This is a genomic window from Mesorhizobium cantuariense (assembly GCF_042647205.1).
Taxonomy (GTDB): domain Bacteria; phylum Pseudomonadota; class Alphaproteobacteria; order Rhizobiales; family Rhizobiaceae; genus Mesorhizobium; species Mesorhizobium cantuariense.
This window is the reverse complement of the sequence record NZ_JBHRVD010000001.1, coordinates 5,854,007-5,870,140: the sequence shown is the minus strand read 5'-3', so window position 1 is coordinate 5,870,140 and position 16,134 is coordinate 5,854,007. Positions and strand designations below refer to the sequence as shown.

Below are 16,134 nucleotides of genomic sequence, written 5' to 3'. Positions count from 1 at the left end.
ACGCCGTCGCGTCGTTCAGACCGTTCAGGCGAAGACATGCGCCTTTCCCGATACGGTCAGCCGGACGATCTCGCCGACGGCGGGCGCGTCCATGCCCGGCTTGTGCAGGACCAGCGGCGTGTTGCCGATCGCGGCCGCGTCGGGCGGATCGGCGCTGTTCAGAAGCCGCACCGCGATCGTGCACATCGAGCCGGCGAATTCCGATTCCGTCACCTCGCCGAACAGCATGTCAGGAGTGCCCGACATGCCTTCGCGCGATGTTCTCTTCAAGGCGATCTGCTCCGGCCGCAACATGATGCGGGCAATATCGCGGCTGTCATTGCTGTCGACCGCGATGCGGCCGAGCGGCGAGCTGGCGAAGCCATCTGAAATCTTTGCCGGCAGGATGATGGCGTCGCCGAGGAACTCGGCAATCATCCTGTCCTTCGGCTTGAGATAGAGGTCGCGCGGCGTACCGATTTGCGAGAACTTGCCGTCGCGCATCACCGCGACCTGGCTGGCGAAGGACAGCGCTTCGGCCTGATCGTGCGTCACCAGGATGGTGGTGATGCCCGCAGCCTCCAGAAGCTCGGCCACCGCCTTGCGCATAGAGGCGCGCAGGCCGGTGTCCAGAGCCGAGAACGGCTCGTCGAGAAGCATCAGCCTGGGTTTCATCGCCATGGCGCGGGCGAGCGCCACACGCTGCTGCTGGCCGCCGGAAAGCTCGTGCGGGCGACGTTTGAGGATCCCCTTGTCGAGCCCGACGATATAGGCGAGCTCGACGATGCGCTCGGTGCGCTTGTCCTCGCCGCGGCCCATGCCGAAACCGATATTGTCGCCAATGGTCAGATGCGGGAACAGCGCGCCGTCCTGCGCTACCACGCCGATGCCTCGACGATATGCCGGCACCGCCGCGCCGCCATTGGCCAGCACCTCGCCGTCAAGCGTGATGCGGCCCTGGTCCGGGGCCTCGAATCCGGCGATCAGCCGCAGCAAGGTCGTCTTGCCGCAGCCGGACGGGCCGACAATTGCCGTGCGGCTGCCGCTGGTGACGTTCAGATCGACACCGGCAAGTGCGGCCACCGGGCCGTAATGCTTGTGCAGGCCGCTGATTTCGAGAAAGCTCATCGTCCGGCCATCCGTTTCGACTGGACATAGAGCAGCCAGGTCAAGGGCAGCGACATCGCCACCATGATGAAGGCGTAAGGCGCCGCCGAGGCATAATCAATCTCGCCGCTATAGGACCAGAACGCCATCGCCAGCGTGCGGGTGCCGTTCGGTGCCAGCATCTGGGTGGCGGTCAGTTCGTTCATGATGCCGAGGGCCACCAGCGCCATACCGGCCGCGGCACCTGGCGCCGACAGACGGATCGTCGTCGACCACAGTGCCTGCAGCGGCGCCCGGCCGAGGCTGGAAGCGGCGCGTTCGAGCTCGACCGGCGCCTGCGCGATCGACGCCCGCAGGCTGACCAGCGCGCGCGGCAGGAACATCAGCGCATAGGCCGCCAGGATGGTGAACAGCGTCTGGTAGAGTGGCAGCGCGATGCGCACGGTGATGGTTACCAGCGCCAGCGCGATGACGACCCCCGGCAGCGAGCCGACGATGTAGTTGCAGCCCTCCAGAAGACGCTGCAATGGCCCCGGTGCGCGGATCGAGATCCAGGCCATCGGCATTGCGGCGACAGTGGCGAGCAATGCGCCGGCGAGTGCCAGGAACAGGGTCTGGCCAAGCGCCAGGCCGATCTCGTCGAGGCGCCAGACAGCCGCGCCGCCGGCGGCAAGCCAGCCGCCGATGGTGACGAACGGTACGCCAAGCGCCAGCAGCGTGGTGACGACAAGCAAGAGCAGGCTTGGGATGGTGGCGCGTCCAAGGCTCGTGCGCTGCTGATAGCGTGCGGCGCCGGAGCCGACACGGGCATAGCGCTCCTCGCCGCGCACCAAAACTTCAAGGCCGAGCAGCACGAAGCAGCAGCTCACCAGCACGCCGGCCAGCATGTTGGCAGCCGGTCCGTTGAAGGTCGACTGGAACTGGTCGACGATCGCCGTGGTGAAGGTGTCGAAGCGGATGAAGACATAGAGGCCATATTCGGCGAGCAGGTGCAGCCCGACCAGCAGCGAGCCGCCGCAGATGGCGAGCCGCAGTTGCGGCAGCACGACGCGCCAGAACACGCGCCGGGGCCCAAGGCCGAGTGCGGCGGCGGCGTCCTCCAGGGCGGGATCGAGACGGCGCAACGCCGCCGACACCGGCAGATACAGGAACGGGAAATAGGCGATCACGGACACCAGCACGCCGGCCCACAGGCCATGCAGCCCGGGCACCATGGTGATCCAGGCATAGCTGTGCACGAAAGCGGGGATGGCAAGCGGCGCCACGCACAGCCAGGCCCAGAGCCGGGCGCCCGGCAGGTCGCTGCGCTCGGTCAGCCAGGCCAGCGAAACCGACAGCACGATGGTGATCGGCACGGAGAGCGCGACCAGCAGGACCGTGTTGACCAGAAGCTCGCCGACACGCGGCCGGAAGACCAGCGCCGAGACGGTTTCCCAGCCGGTCTGCACCGCGATCCAGATGATGAAGGCAAGCGGCAGCAGCGCCAGCAGCGCAACGAAGATGGCGGCGATGACCAGCCAAAGCGGTGCACGTCGCCGAGCCCTTCGGCCTGTGCCCGAAGGCAGGCCCGAGCGCGCGAGATCGACCGCAGACTGCATCAGGTCAGACGCCGTGCCGTTGCCGTCCAGCGGCAGCAATTGAAGGACCGCGATCGCGGTCGGGAACACAGCGTGTCGTCATCGACGAATGCCATCTCGAAAAACAAATCACTCCCGCGGAAGGCGAAGTCCCGCGGGAGCGTGGTCGGTTGTCCTTTTAGGACGAATGGCAACTAAAGCAAGCCGGCTGCCGTCATCAGGTCGGTGACCTTCTTGGAGTTGAGCGTCGTTGCATCGACCTTCGGCGCCTGCAGATCGGCGAGCGGCACCAGCTTCGGGTTGGACTCGGCACCCTTGCCGACCGCGTATTCGAAGGAATCGCCGGTCTTCAGCACGTCCTGGCCGCCCTTGCCGGTCACCCATTTCAGGAAGGCCTGGGCTTCCTTCGGATGCTTGCTCGAGGCCAGCACGCCGCCGCCGGAGATCGAGACGAAGGCGCCCGGATCCTGGTTCTTGAAATAGTGCAGCTCGACATTCTTGCTGTTTTCACCGGTCTTGGCCTGATCGCCGAAGTAGTAATAATGGTAGATCACGCCGCCCTCGATCTCACCGGCATTGACCGCCTTCATCACCATGCTGTTGCCCTTGTAGGCGGTGAAATTGGTTTTCATCGCCTTCAGCCAGTCCGCCGTGGCGGCCTCGCCCTCGAGCTGCAGCAGCGCGCTGACGATGGCCTGGAAGTCGGCGCCCGACGGGGAGGCGGCCCAACGGCCCTTCCAGCTCGGATCGGCGAGGTCAAGCATCGACTTGGGCAGCTGGTCGGCGGTCAGCTTGGTCTTGTTGTAAGCAAAGACCGTGCTGCGCGCGGCGACGCCGACCCATTTGCCGCTGGCCGGCTGATAGTCCTGGGGAACCTGTGCCAGCGTGTCGGCATCGACCGGCGCGAACAGGCCGGCGCTCTCGACCAGCGCCATGGCCGGTGAGTTTTCCGTCAGGAACACGTCGGCGGGCGAAGACGTACCCTCGGCGACGATCTGGTTGGAGAAGTCGCTGTCGCCGCCATTGCGCACCGTGACTTTGATGCCCGTTTCCTTGGTGAAGCCTTCGGCCCACGCCTTGGTCAGGGTTTCATGCTGGGCGTTGTAGACAATGATGCCGGCATCCTCGGCCATCGCCGGGCTGCCGATCAGGCTGATTGCCAGCGCGGTGGCGCCGACGAGGGTGGAAAGAGCATATTTCATAGCATTGTCCTCGATCTCGGGGGCTTCGGTCTGTCACGGCTGCACCTATCGATACCTGACATCAGTAGTCAACATTGTTGATGTGCTTCAATCGGTCGCTGAAGTGCAAAGGTTGGTGCCGGACGGACAATTCCGCCTGATGCTCACGGCTCGGCGGGCCGCAAACTTTCGCGATTTGCCGATAGTTTGGCTTGGACATTATTTCGCCGGCCACGTAACAAATCAGCGCCGAGACGCGAAAATCGGGGGAGTAACTCTTGTGAGCGGCAAGGATGAGGCCGAGCTTTCCCGGCTGATGCGGGCCGCGATCGCGGGAGATGAAAGGGCTTACGCCGACTTTCTGCACCGGATTGCCGCGCTGGTCCGCGGTTTTGTCCGGCGCAAGATCGTGCAGGGCGGGGTCGATCCCGAGGATGTCGTGCAGGAAACCTTGCTGGCCATTCATGTGAAACGGCATACCTGGCGCCAGGATGCGCCGGTGTTGCCGTGGGTCTATGCGATCGCCCGCTTCAAGCTGATCGACGCGTTCCGGCGACGCGGACGGCGCATCGAGATCGATGTCGACGATATCGCCGAGACGTTCGCCGAACCGGAAACCGAGACCGTCAGCGAGCGCGACATCAACCGGGCATTGGACGGCCTGTCGCCGGCACAGCGCTCCGTGGTCTCGGCCGTGTCGGTGGAAGGGCGGTCAATCGGGGAGACGGCGGCAAAGTTCGGCATCAGCGAGACGGCGGTGCGTGTGTCGCTGCATCGGGGACTTGCCGCGATAGCCAGGCGATTTGGGCAGGGGCGGGAATGACATGAGGACGGACGATCTCATCAAGGCGCTGGACGCCGATGCAAGCAGCAAGGCGATGCCGCTGCAATCGGCCTGGTGGATGGCCGCCGGTGCGGCAGCGGTGATCGCGGCCGTCGTTTTCCTGCTGACCATCGGCCCGCGTCCGGACTTCATGGCGGCCGCGTACACGATGCGCTTCCTCTCCAAATTCGTCTTCACCATCGTGCTTGCCGTCAGCGCCTTTGCCCTGGTCCGCGCCCTGTCGACGCCGGGTGCCTCGACGGGCCGGGCAATGGCCTGGATGGCCGCGGCGCCGGTGCTGGTAGCCGTGGCGGTGGTTCTGGAGCTTTTTATGGTGCCAGAGGCGCTGTGGGGTACAAGGATGGTCGGCAACAACATGATGATCTGTATGGGTTTTATCCCGCTGATCGGCCTCGGTCCGCTTGCCATCTTCCTGTGGATGCTGCGCTACGGCGCGCCGACACGGCCGGTGCTTGCCGGCGCGGTGGCAGGCCTGCTCGCCGGCGGGCTGGCGGCGACCTTCTATGCCGCGCATTGCTTCGACGATTCGCCGCTTTTCGTCGCCACCTGGTACACCATAGCGATCGCAGCGCTCGCGTTGCTTGGCGCGCTCGGCGGACGGTTTTTCGTGCGCTGGTAGCGTTCCACCACGATCGCGACCCATGCACACCGATCCTTAATCATGCGGGCAATTGTTTGCCGGTTAGCGATGGTACCGGTATGCCGGACGCAACCTTTCCTTAAAACCGATCCGTCAAGATTGATGCGACAACATGCGTTTGCGCACGGGGGTGGCACGTATCGTAATGTGGCGAGTATTCACCGACCGAAAATTTCTGAGGCATGCAGGGCTGGCGTTGCTCGTGGCCGGCCTGTGCGTCGTGGCGGCCTCGATCCTGCTGTCGCGCCTGGACCTCGGCACCGAGGCGCTGAAACTCTGCCTGCAGATCTCGGTGGCGGTGGCGGCGGGTGCGCTGTTCCTCGCCGCCCTGTTCATCCGTCGGATCGGTGGGGATCGCCGGCAGATCGCGGAGAGCGAACTGCGCTTTCGCCGCGCCATGGAGGATTCGGCGATCGGTATCGTCGTTGTTGGTCTCGATGGGCGCATTATCGAGACCAATCCGGCCTTCGCCGCCATGCTTGGCTACACGAGCGAGGAAATTGAGGCGCTGACCTTCTTCCAGATCACGCATCCCGAAGATCTGCATATCGGCCGGGAAACGATGGACGGCATGAGAGCCGGTACGGTCAATTCCTTCCACTTCGAGAAGCGGTATCTTCGCAAGGACGGCACACCCGTCTGGGCTCATCTTGCCGGCTCGGTCATTCGCGACGAAAACAGCGGCCGCCCGCTCTATCTCGTCTCGCAGATCGAGGACATCGACGCGCGCAAGCAGGCCGAGGCACGTGTTGCCGAAGCGGAAACGCGCTGGAATTTTGCGTTGGCCGGCGCTGGTCAAGGTGTCTGGGACCTCGACATGCGCAAGGGCGGCACGACCTATTCCTCAACCTGGGTCAAGATGCTGGGCTATGCGGATGGCGAACTCGATGGCGACACCGACCTCTGGCTGACGATGATCCATCCCGACGATCGCGAGACTGTCGCCGAAGCGGATCGCTCCCATCTCGAGGGCAAGACGCCATTCTTTGAAGCCGAATTCAGAATGCGCCACAAGGATGGCCACTGGATGTGGATCCTCGACCGAGGCAAGGCCATCGAGCGTGACGAGGACGGGCGGCTGGTCAGGGCCATCGGCAGCCTGACCGACATCACCCGGCGCAAGGAAGCCGAAGCACGCCTCACCGTATCGGCGGCGCTCCTGGCCGATGAAAAAGAGCGGCTGAGGGTGACGCTGCAGTCGATCGGCGATGCCGTCATCTGCACCGATGCCGCAAACCGCGTCACCTTCATGAATCCGGTCGCCGAAAAGCTGACCGGTGTTGCTAGCGGCGAGGCTCTCGGCAAGATGCTTGGACACGTCTACTGGGCGGTCGACGAGGAGACGGGGCACAGGATCGGCGTGACCCGACCGGCGATCGGTGGCCAGGCGCCCGCAGACCAGAACAGCCGCGCCGTTCTCATCCGGCGCGACGACACGCGCTGCAGCATCCGTCAGGTCGTCTCGCCGATCATCAATGAGCTGAACGAATTCTGCGGGCTGGTCATCGTTTTCCAGGACTTTACCGATGCGCGCGCGCTGCAGCGCCAGCTCGCCCACGCCGCCGCGCATGATGCACTGACCGGCCTTGCCAATCGCTCGAGCTTCATCCGCGCCATGGAGGAACTGGTCGGTCAGGCGCGCAAGGACGGCACGGCTGGCACGACAAAGTCGGTCGGCGACACGACAAAGTCGACCGGGGGTACGACAAGGTTGACCAGAGGTACGACAAAGTCGACCGAAGGCAGCGTACATCAGTTCATGTTCATCGACCTCGATCACTTCAAACTGGTCAACGACACGGGCGGCCACGCGGCGGGAGACGCGCTGCTGAAGCGGGTTGCCGCGGCGGTTCGCGGCGTGCTTGGCCCCGAGGACATCGTCGCTCGCCTTGGCGGCGACGAATTCGCGGTCATTCTGAAATCGGGTTCGGCAGCCGGCGCCAAGATCGCGGCGCGCTCCATCATCGATGCGATCGGCGGCCTGGACTTCACCTGGGACGGCCGTCCTCACGTGATCGGCGCCAGCATCGGGCTGGCAGCGATCAGCGCCAATTGCGGCGAGGCCGACGAGATCATCGCAAGGGCGGATGCGGCTTGCTATGCGGCCAAGGCGGCCGGCCGTGGCTGCGTTTGTGTGGCGCCGGATGGCGAGAGCAGGGACGACAGGGAAGAACCGCCCGAGCCACTGGCCGCGGCCTCCTGATCTCCGAACGGAGCCGGTCCGGAAAGCCTGCTGCTGATGCGAATCTGATCAGCGCGTCGGAACGGGATGCTCGCCGCGATAGTCGTAGAAGCCGCGCCCGGTCTTGCGGCCGAGCCAGCCGGCCTCGACATATTTGACCAGCAGCGGGCAGGGGCGGTACTTCGAATCCGACAGGCCGTCATGCAGCACCTGCATGATCGACAGGCAGGTATCGAGCCCGATGAAATCGGCCAACTGCAGCGGCCCCATCGGATGGTTGGCGCCGAGCCGCATGGCGGTGTCGATGGCGTCGACCGAGCCGACACCCTCATAGAGCGTGTAGATCGCTTCGTTGATCATCGGCAGCAGGATGCGGTTGACGATGAAGGCCGGAAAATCCTCCGAGACCGTGATGGTCTTGTCGAGCTGCTTCACATAGGTCTTCGCCGCTTCGAAGGTCTGATCCTCGGTGGCGATGCCGCGCACCAGCTCGACCAGCTTCATCAGCGGCACCGGATTCATGAAATGTATGCCGATGAACCGCTCCGGCCGGTCGGTCTGCGCGGCAAGCCGCGTGATCGAGATCGACGAGGTGTTGGTCGCCAGGATGGCTTCGGGGTTGAGCTGCGGACAGAGCTGGGCGTAGATCTTGCGCTTGACCGTCTCGTCCTCGGTCGCCGCCTCGATGACCAGATCGGCGCCAGCAAGATCGGCCATCGCCGGGGCGGCCGAAATGCGGCCCATCGCGTCGTTGCGAACTTTTTCGTCGAGCTTGCCGGACCCCACCTGGCGGGCCATGTTGCCGCTGATGGTGGCGATGCCCTTCTCGATACGGTCGGGCGATATATCGTAGATCAGCACCTTGTAGCCCGAAAGCGCGGAGACATGGGCGATGCCGCCGCCCATCTGGCCCGCGCCGATGATGCCGATCGTCTCGATCTTGCTCATTACACCGATCCCGTCCGGAGCCCTTCCGCATGAATTGCGAAAGCGCTCCACCTTTTTATTTTACCGCAATTCCGGACGCAAAACCGCTACGCACTTTTGCTGGAATTGCTTTTAGCCTTTGCGGCCTGCTTTTTGTGCGGTGCAAACTAAAAGGGCGGGGCGACTTCGTCTACCCCACCCCTCACTATTTAATACGCTTTGGCAGAAAGCGTCAAAGCGCCTTTTGCAGCTCCGGCAAAATGACGAAGAGATCGCCGACGAGGCCGTAGTCGGCAACCTGGAAGATAGGCGCCTCCTCGTCCTTGTTGATGGCGACGATGACCTTCGAATCCTTCATGCCGGCGAGGTGCTGGATGGCGCCGGAGATGCCCACCGCAATGTAGAGATCAGGGGCAACCACCTTGCCGGTCTGGCCGACCTGCCAGTCGTTCGGCGCATAGCCGGCATCGACCGCGGCACGGGAGGCGCCGACGGCTGCACCGAGCTTGTCGGCGACCGGCAGGATGACCTCCTGGAACTTCTCCGCCGAACCCAGTGCGCGGCCACCCGAGATGATGATCTTGGCCGAGGTCAGTTCCGGGCGATCGGTCTCCGAGAGCTTGTTCTCGACGAAGGTGGACAGGCCGGGATTGGCGGCCGCCTTGACGGTCTCGACCGCGGCCGAGCCACCCTCGGGGGCTGCCTGGAAGGAGGCCGTGCGGACAGTGATCACCTTCTTGGCGTCGGTCGACTGCACCGTCTGGATGGCATTGCCGGCATAGATCGGCCGCTTGAAGGTGTCGGGCGATACCACTTCGATGATCTCGGACACCTGCGCGACATCGAGGAGCGCTGCAACGCGCGGCGTGACATTCTTGCCCGACGAGGTCGCCGGCGCGATGATGGTGTCGTAAGCGCCTGCCAGCGACACGACGAGTGCTGCCGTCGGTTCGGCGAGGCGCTCGGCAAGCTCGTCGGCTTCCGCCAGCAGCACCCTGCTCACGCCCTTCAGTTTGGCGGCGGCGTCGGCCGCTGGCTTGGCGCCCTTGCCGGCAACCAGCACATGCACGTCCGAACCGATCTGCAGCGCCGCCGACAGCGCCTTGGCGGTCTGGTCGGAAAGCGTTGCGTTGTCGTGTTCGGCAATCAGAAGAATAGCCATTGATGATATTCCTGATTTTCGTTTTCGAGGCTCCCTGAAATCCGGTCAGGCCGAGTCGAAAACGGTTGGTTTCGAGAACCGGAGCGGAGCGTACTTCAGTACGTGAGCACCGGAAGCGTAGAAACCGGCCGTTTGCAGGCCGGCCTCATCGGATTTCCTAGAGCACGCCGGCTTCGTTCTTCAGTTTGTCGACCAGTTCGGCGACGCTCTTGACCTTGACGCCTGCCTTACGGCCACTCGGCTCCTCGGTCTTGATGACCTTCAGCCGCGGCTTGACGTCGGCGCCGTAGTCGGCTGGGCTCTTCTCGTCGAGCTGTTTCTTCTTGGCCTTCATGATGTTGGGCAGCGAGGCATAGCGCGGCTGGTTGAGGCGAAGGTCGGCGGTGACGATCGCCGGCATCTTCAGTTCCACTGTCTGCAGGCCGCCGTCGACTTCGCGCGTCACCTGGGCCTTGTCGCCGTCGAGCACGATCTTGGAGGCGAAGGTGCCCTGCGCCCAGCCCAGCAATGCGGCCAGCATCTGGCCGGTCTGGTTGGAATCGTCGTCGATCGCCTGCTTGCCGAGGATGACGAGGCCGGGCTTTTCCGCGTCGACGACGCCCTTCAGCACCTTGGCGACGCCGAGCGGCTCGGTCTGTTCATCGGTCTTGACCAGGATGGCGCGGTCGGCGCCCATGGCGAGTGCGGTGCGCAGGGTCTCCTGCGCCTGCTGCGGGCCGATCGAGACGACGATGATTTCTTCCGCCTTGCCGGCTTCCTTCAGCCGGATTGCTTCTTCCACCGCGATCTCGTCGAACGGGTTCATCGCCATCTTGACGTTGGCGAGCTCCACCGCCGAACCATCAGCCTTCACGCGAACCTTGACGTTCGCATCCACAACCCGCTTTACGGGCACAAGGATCTTCATTTGCCTGTCACCTCTTCACGCTAGTTGGGCGCGCTATAACAGCCTGCGCCCGTTCTGAGTTGTCGAAAGCCGACATTCCTGACTGAATTCCGGCCAGACGGAATTCTGGCCGGATGGAAATTCTGGTCTTTGACCGCCTTAGGCTGCGGCGGTGACGTTTCCGTAGTTGCGGCAACCCTGCACGTCAATACGCTGCAAGCCGCTCAAATCGGTTCAGTCCGAACTGGAAGCGTTTCCTCGCCCCCAACGCGGCGTCGCGGCGGGTGGCTCGGGGATCAGCGGTTCCGTGGCGACCGGCGGTTGGTTGGGAGCGGTGGGCGCGACGTCCTCGTCAGCGCCGGCAAACAGCGGCACGCCGCGGCTGCGCAAGACAAGCACCAGAACGGCGCCGGCGATGATGCCGCCGATGTGGCAGGCCCAGGAAATCTGGTCCTCGCCGCCGGCGGCAAACATCACCACCTGGAACAGCACCCACAGGATGAGCGGGATGAAGGCCGGAATGCGCAGCGGGATACGGGCAAAGGCCAGCACCCAGACCTTCACCCTGGGATAAAGGATCAGATAGGCGACGACCACGCCGGCGATGGCGCCGGACGCGCCGATCAGCGGCACCTGCGAATCCCAGGCGACGAGGCCCTGGAAGGCAGCGCCCGCGATGGCGCACAACAGGTAGAAAATGAGGTAGCGGATGTGGCCGAGCGCATCCTCGACATTGTCGCCGAACACCCACAGAAACAACATGTTGCCGCCAAGGTGGAAGATGTCGGCGTGCAGGAAGGAATAGGTGAGGTAGCTCAGGCTTTCGGGGATGACGACAAAGCGTGGGTCGAGCTCGGCGGTGTCATGGACGACCGACGGGATGAAGCCGAGACCAAGCACTGTGGCATTGGAGAAATTCTCGCCGCCGAGCGCGGTGGCGAGGTAGACCAGGGCGTTGACCACGATCAGCCCGATCGTCACATATTGCAGGCGGATGTGCCGCAGCCTGTTGGTGTCGTAAAGCGGGATGAACATGCCCCAGGCCCTCTTCCGCTTTCGACAATCAGCGGTTCTTGCCGGGAACCCATAGCACGTCGGCGTTTCCGTTGTCATTGACCGCACGGGCGGCGACAAACAGGAAATCCGAGACGCGGTTGATGTATTTCAGTCCGTCGCGGTTGGCGTGTTCGCTCGGGTCCTGGGCAAGTGCCACCATCAGCCGTTCGGCCCGCCGCGTCACGGTGCGGGCAAGGTGAAGTGCCGCCGCTGCCGGTGTGCCGCCATTGAGCACGAAGGATTTGAGCGGCTGAAGGTCCTTGTTGAGCAGGTCGATGTCCTTCTCGACCCGGTCGGTCTGCACGGCGACGATGCGAAGCGGCTCGTAGCCTAGCGGCTTGCCGTCGTCGGGCACGGCGAGATCGGCGCCGAGGTCGAAAAGATCGTTCTGGATGCGGGAAAGCATGGCGTCGATCGCGGGGTGGGTCGCGGCCGTGTGGACCCGGGCGATGCCGATGCAGGCATTGGCCTCGTCGACCGTGCCGTAGGCGTCCACCCGCAGATCGGATTTCAGCCGCCGTTCGCCGGTGCCGAGACCCGTGGTGCCATCATCGCCGGTGCGGGTGTAGATCTTGTTGAGCTTGACCATTTCGCCTCCCCAGCCGCCGACATCCTCACTTGCGGGTGAAATACACCGCCAGCAGGATCAGCGCCAGCGCCACGGCCTGCAGCAGAACGCGCGCCTGCATGAGCTTGTTCGAGGTGACGCCGGAGCCGCCGCGCATCATGTTGATGAGGCCGCGAACAAGCACGATCACCACGGCGACCATGACCAGAATGGCGAGGATGTTGAAGACGGTTGCCATGTGTGTTCCCAGTTCGGTTTGGTTCAGGCGCGTTTGGCAAGGATGCGATAGAGCATCGATGCGGGCAGGATGCGTTTGAGCACCGCACCGATCCTGGCCGGTACTGTTACCACATAGTGTGGGCGCGGGCGCCGCGACAGAAGTGCATGGCGGAGCGCCGCGTGAACCACTTCCGGTCCTGGCTTCAAGGCCGATTGGCTGCCGCCGGCCCGCAGCCGCTCGAGTTGCGCTGCATAGTCCACGCGGTGCACGGAATTCTCGTGGTCGATATTCCTGAGAAACCAGGTGAGGCCATTGCTGGCGATCTTTGACTTCACCGGCCCTGGCTCGATCAGCGAAACATGGACGCCGCTGTTGGCCAGTTCCTGGCGCTGGCAGAGCATCAGGGCCTCCAAGGCGTGCTTCGACGCCGAATAGGCGCCGCGAAAACGCACCGGCGTCAGGCCGAGGATCGACGAGCAGTGGACCATGCGGCCGTGACCCTGGCGACGCATCACCGGCACCAGCCGGCGGGTCAGGTCATGCCAGCCGAAGAAATTAGCCTCGAACTGCTCCTTGAGCGCTGCAACGGGCAGATCCTCGACGGCGCCCGGCTGAGCATAGGCGCCATTGTTGAACAGGGCGTCGAGCCGGCCGCCGGTGCGGTCGAGCACCGCCGCCACCAGCGCGGCGATGGAGTCCGGTTCGCAATAATCGAGATAGAAGGCCTCGATACCGTCGGCCTCGAGTGCGGCGATGTCCTGCGGCTTGCGCGCCGTCGCGAACACCCGCCAGCCTTCCGCCTTCAACGCACGAGCGCAGTAGGCGCCTATTCCAGAAGATGCGCCGGTGACGATAATCGAACGCAACTCTTGCGTTGAACTGTTCGTGGTTTCGCCAAGGGTTGCCATTTGCCGCAATCCCTTCCCATATTCGCGATGTGGAGACAATTGGAGGGCGCGGTTCTTGTTGCGGAAGATCGTAGCCCTCAAGCGGGTCCTCTACGACGCGCTTGGCCATTTCAACACCGATGACGGCTGGGCGATGGCCAGCCATCTGGCGATCACATCGCTGATGGCGCTGTTTCCGTTCCTGATCTTTGCGACGACGCTGGCGAGCTTCCTCGGCGCACAGGCGTTCTCCGACACGGCCGTGCACCTGGTCTTCGACACCTGGCCCGAACAGATCGCCAAGCCGATCGCGCGCGAAGTGCTCAATGTGCTGACCGTCAGGCGCACCGACCTTTTGACCTATGGCGTGCTGCTTGCCGCCTACTTCGCCTCGAATGGCATCGAGGCGCTGCGCACGTCGCTCAACCGCGCCTATCGCGTCTCGGAAACGCGCGGCATCATCTACCGCCGGGTGCAGAGCATCATCTTCGTTCTGATCGCGACGGCCGGTTTCCTGGCGATCAGCGTGCTCCTGGTGTTCGCGCCGCTGCTGGCGCGGCTCGCCGAAGCCCATATCGACTGGATCAAGCCCTACATGGGCACGATCACGCTGTGGCGTTATGTCATCGCCTCGGCGGTCATTGTCGGCGGATTGTTTGCCGTCCATTTCTGGCTGCCGGCGGGCAAGCGCCGCCTCGTCTCCATCGTCCCGGGCATCATCTTCACGCTTGCGGCATGGCTCGTCGGTTCGACCGTCTTCGCCACCTATCTCGACCACTTTTCGTCCTATGTGACGACCTATGCAGGCCTTGCCTCGATCATGATCGCCGTGGTCTTCCTCTACATGGTCTCGGCGATCTTCATCCTTGGCGGCGAGCTCAATGCCGCGATCAGCCGCTATCTGGAGGCACGCGCCCGGGTCGGATGAGTCGATGCTGGGCGGATAGAGGAATTGAAGAATTGAAGAATTGAAGAATGGGCTGTCGCTTGGGTTCCTCAATTCCTCAGTTCTACAATTCCTCCCTTGTTCGGCCGAGCGGTGGCCAGGCCGACGCCGAATGTGGTGATGGCCATGCCGACAATCTGCAGCGCGTTGAGCTGCTCGTCGAACAAGGCCCAGGCGATCAGGGCCGTCACCGCCGGCACCAGGTAAAACAGTGAGGCCACTTTCGACATCTCGCCGTCGCGGATCATCACCATCAGCAGGAAGATGGCGCCCAGCGACAACACCAGCACCAGCCAGGCCATGGCGAAGATCAGTTCGCCATTGATGACGACCGTGTGCGTCTCGAAGGCCAGCGCGGCCAGGATCATCACAGCCGCGCCGCCGACATATTGCCACATGGTCGCCGCGACGAGGTCGCCGCCGGAAGCAAAGCGCTTCTGCCAGATGGTGCCGGCGCTCATGCCGAGCACCGAGACCAGCGAAGCGGTCAGCGTCGCCACTGTTACGCCGCCGCCCAGCGCGCCGAGCTTCGGCCACAGCACGATGACGATGCCGATAAGGCCGATGCCGAGGCCGGCCCAGTGGCGCGGCAGGATCGCCTCGCCGAGAAACTTGCCGGCAAGCACCGCCGTGATCAGCGGCTGCAGGCCGACAATCAGGGCCGAAAAGCCGGCCGGCATGCCCCTGTGGATGGCCCAGAACACGGCACCGAGATAGACGCCGTGCATCAGGATGCCGGCACCGGTGGCATGCAATGCCTCTTTGCGCGTGGCTCTTTTCGAGCTCAGCACAAGCATCAGGACGGCCAGCAGGATAGCGGCGATGACGAAACGTGCGGCTAGGAAGGTGAAAGGCTCGGCCCACGGCATGGCGTAGCGAGCACCGATGAAGCCGGTCGCCCATAGGACAACGAAGGTGGCGGGAATGAACCGCTTGATGCTGTGCATGTTCGGAGACCGCCGTGCTGGGGAGAGTTGACCGTGGCCGCTGCTCTACTGCGCTTCAACCCGGCGCGCAAAACGAAACCGTTGATCCATGCATCACCGGAATTCAACGGCCGGCGCATTTGGCGGGCGGTTCTTGGGCCTCGCTGGCCTCAAAGCCCGACCGCTCGCTTGATGTCATCCGGCAATGCGCCAGTCTTGCGCAAGGCCGCAAGGCCGGTGTCGCCGAGGCTCTTGGACAGCTTTCGTCCGTCGGACCCGAGGATGAGACGATGATGGAAATAGGCCGGTTGTGGCTGCCCCAGGAGTTCCTGCAGCAGGCGCTGCACGCTGGTGGCGGAAAACAGATCCTGCCCGCGCACGACGTGGCTGACGCCTTGCAGCGCATCGTCCATGACGACGGCGAGGTGGTAGCTGGTCGGGATGTCGCGGCGCGCCAAGATCACGTCGCCCCAGTCCTGCGGGCGGGCTTCGATGGAGCGCGTCGCGGAAAGCGTCTCATCGACGAATTCGGTCCATGAAAGGTCCTTGCCGACACGCGCCATGGCGGCATCGACATCCAGCCGCCAGGCGAAGGGCGCATTCTCGGCGATCCGCCGCTTGCGTTCCTTGACCGGCAGCGCCTTGTCGGCGGCGGGATAGAGCGGCACGCCGTCGGGATCGCGCGGCCAGTCGTGCCCACGCCCTTCCCTGTCGGTGATGAAGGCGCGGATTTCGCCACGGCTCATGAAGGCGGGATAGACGAGTTCCTCCCGGATCAGCCGCTCGAGCACCAGTTGGTATTCGGCGAAATGCTCGGATTGGCGGCGCACCGGCTCTTCCCAGCCAAGCCCAAGCCATTTCAGCTCGGCGAGCACGCCTGCCTCGAATTGCGGCGTGCAGCGCGTCGTGTCGATATCCTCGATGCGCAGCAGCAGGCGGCCGCCTGCCTGTGTCGCCAGCTTCTGGTTGAGCAGCGCCGAATAGGCGTGGCCGAGATGCAGGTCGCCGTTGGGGCTGGGGGCGAAGCGGAATGTCAGGAGTGTCAT

General features: G+C 63.9%; 16 protein-coding genes. 4 read left to right on the top strand and 12 right to left on the bottom strand.

Annotated features, from left to right (window positions below; all coding sequences use genetic code 11):
- Nucleotides 1–24: 24 nt before the first annotated feature.
- The 3 genes from ACFOJ9_RS28610 to ACFOJ9_RS28600 all read right to left on the bottom strand — a co-directional run bounded on the left by ACFOJ9_RS28610 (nt 25) and on the right by ACFOJ9_RS28600 (nt 3,865).
- Nucleotides 25–1,107, bottom strand: coding sequence for an ABC transporter ATP-binding protein (locus ACFOJ9_RS28610; protein WP_378983801.1), 1,083 nt, complete (start codon nt 1,105–1,107; stop codon nt 25–27).
- Nucleotides 1,104–2,684, bottom strand: coding sequence for an ABC transporter permease (locus ACFOJ9_RS28605; protein ID WP_378988109.1), 1,581 nt, complete (start codon nt 2,682–2,684; stop codon nt 1,104–1,106). The genes ACFOJ9_RS28610 and ACFOJ9_RS28605 overlap by 4 nt, the downstream gene beginning before the upstream one ends.
- A 173-nt stretch (nt 2,685–2,857) precedes the next feature.
- Entirely contained in the window at nt 2,858–3,865 is a 1,008-nt protein-coding gene (locus ACFOJ9_RS28600; RefSeq protein ID WP_378983799.1) for an iron ABC transporter substrate-binding protein, read from the bottom strand.
- A gap of 259 nt (nt 3,866–4,124) precedes the next feature.
- Here ACFOJ9_RS28600 and ACFOJ9_RS28595 point away from each other — a divergent pair, with 259 nt between their 5' ends.
- From ACFOJ9_RS28595 to ACFOJ9_RS28585, 3 genes are all read left to right on the top strand, one after another.
- Complete coding sequence (locus ACFOJ9_RS28595; RefSeq protein ID WP_378988106.1) at nt 4,125–4,667, top strand: sigma-70 family RNA polymerase sigma factor; 543 nt, start codon at nt 4,125–4,127, stop codon at nt 4,665–4,667.
- A 1-nt stretch (nt 4,668) separates the two neighbouring features.
- Nucleotides 4,669–5,307 (top strand): NrsF family protein, encoded by a 639-nt coding sequence (locus ACFOJ9_RS28590; protein WP_378983796.1) that lies wholly within the window; start codon nt 4,669–4,671, stop codon nt 5,305–5,307.
- A gap of 166 nt (nt 5,308–5,473) precedes the next feature.
- Nucleotides 5,474–7,531 carry a PAS domain S-box protein gene (locus ACFOJ9_RS28585; protein WP_378983793.1) on the top strand — a complete coding sequence of 686 codons (2,058 nt, stop codon included), beginning with the start codon at nt 5,474–5,476 and terminating at the stop codon, nt 7,529–7,531.
- Nucleotides 7,532–7,579: 48 nt separating this feature from the next.
- Here ACFOJ9_RS28585 and ACFOJ9_RS28580 read toward each other — a convergent pair whose 3' ends face one another.
- The 7 genes from ACFOJ9_RS28580 to ACFOJ9_RS28550 form a co-directional block, all read right to left on the bottom strand.
- Nucleotides 7,580–8,458 (bottom strand): 3-hydroxybutyryl-CoA dehydrogenase, encoded by an 879-nt coding sequence (locus ACFOJ9_RS28580; protein WP_013529423.1) that lies wholly within the window; start codon nt 8,456–8,458, stop codon nt 7,580–7,582.
- Between the two features lie 211 nt (nt 8,459–8,669).
- The gene (locus ACFOJ9_RS28575) at nt 8,670–9,599 is read right to left on the bottom strand and encodes an electron transfer flavoprotein subunit alpha/FixB family protein (RefSeq protein WP_378983789.1); all 930 of its coding nucleotides are present in this window, start codon (nt 9,597–9,599) and stop codon (nt 8,670–8,672) included.
- Between the two features lie 157 nt (nt 9,600–9,756).
- A complete protein-coding gene (locus ACFOJ9_RS28570; RefSeq protein WP_378983786.1) occupies nt 9,757–10,506 on the bottom strand; it encodes an electron transfer flavoprotein subunit beta/FixA family protein in 750 nt (249 codons plus the stop codon).
- 213 nt (nt 10,507–10,719) lie between these two features.
- Nucleotides 10,720–11,520, bottom strand: coding sequence for a rhomboid family intramembrane serine protease (locus ACFOJ9_RS28565; protein WP_378983784.1), 801 nt, complete (start codon nt 11,518–11,520; stop codon nt 10,720–10,722).
- A gap of 28 nt (nt 11,521–11,548) precedes the next feature.
- A complete protein-coding gene (locus ACFOJ9_RS28560; protein ID WP_378983781.1) occupies nt 11,549–12,130 on the bottom strand; it encodes a cob(I)yrinic acid a,c-diamide adenosyltransferase in 582 nt (193 codons plus the stop codon).
- Between the two features lie 25 nt (nt 12,131–12,155).
- Complete coding sequence (locus ACFOJ9_RS28555; protein WP_095084854.1) at nt 12,156–12,347, bottom strand: twin transmembrane helix small protein; 192 nt, start codon at nt 12,345–12,347, stop codon at nt 12,156–12,158.
- Between the two features lie 23 nt (nt 12,348–12,370).
- A complete protein-coding gene (locus ACFOJ9_RS28550) occupies nt 12,371–13,237 on the bottom strand; it encodes an SDR family oxidoreductase (RefSeq protein WP_378983777.1) in 867 nt (288 codons plus the stop codon).
- Nucleotides 13,238–13,292: 55 nt separating this feature from the next.
- Between ACFOJ9_RS28550 and ACFOJ9_RS28545 the strand changes: the two genes are divergently transcribed.
- Nucleotides 13,293–14,144 (top strand): YihY/virulence factor BrkB family protein, encoded by an 852-nt coding sequence (locus ACFOJ9_RS28545; protein ID WP_378983774.1) that lies wholly within the window; start codon nt 13,293–13,295, stop codon nt 14,142–14,144.
- A gap of 68 nt (nt 14,145–14,212) precedes the next feature.
- Here ACFOJ9_RS28545 and ACFOJ9_RS28540 read toward each other — a convergent pair whose 3' ends face one another.
- Nucleotides 14,213–15,109, bottom strand: a complete 897-nt coding sequence (locus ACFOJ9_RS28540; protein WP_378983772.1) for a DMT family transporter — start codon at nt 15,107–15,109, stop codon at nt 14,213–14,215.
- Between the two features lie 149 nt (nt 15,110–15,258).
- Nucleotides 15,259–16,134 (bottom strand): tRNA glutamyl-Q(34) synthetase GluQRS, encoded by an 876-nt coding sequence (gluQRS, locus tag ACFOJ9_RS28535; protein ID WP_378983769.1) that lies wholly within the window; start codon nt 16,132–16,134, stop codon nt 15,259–15,261.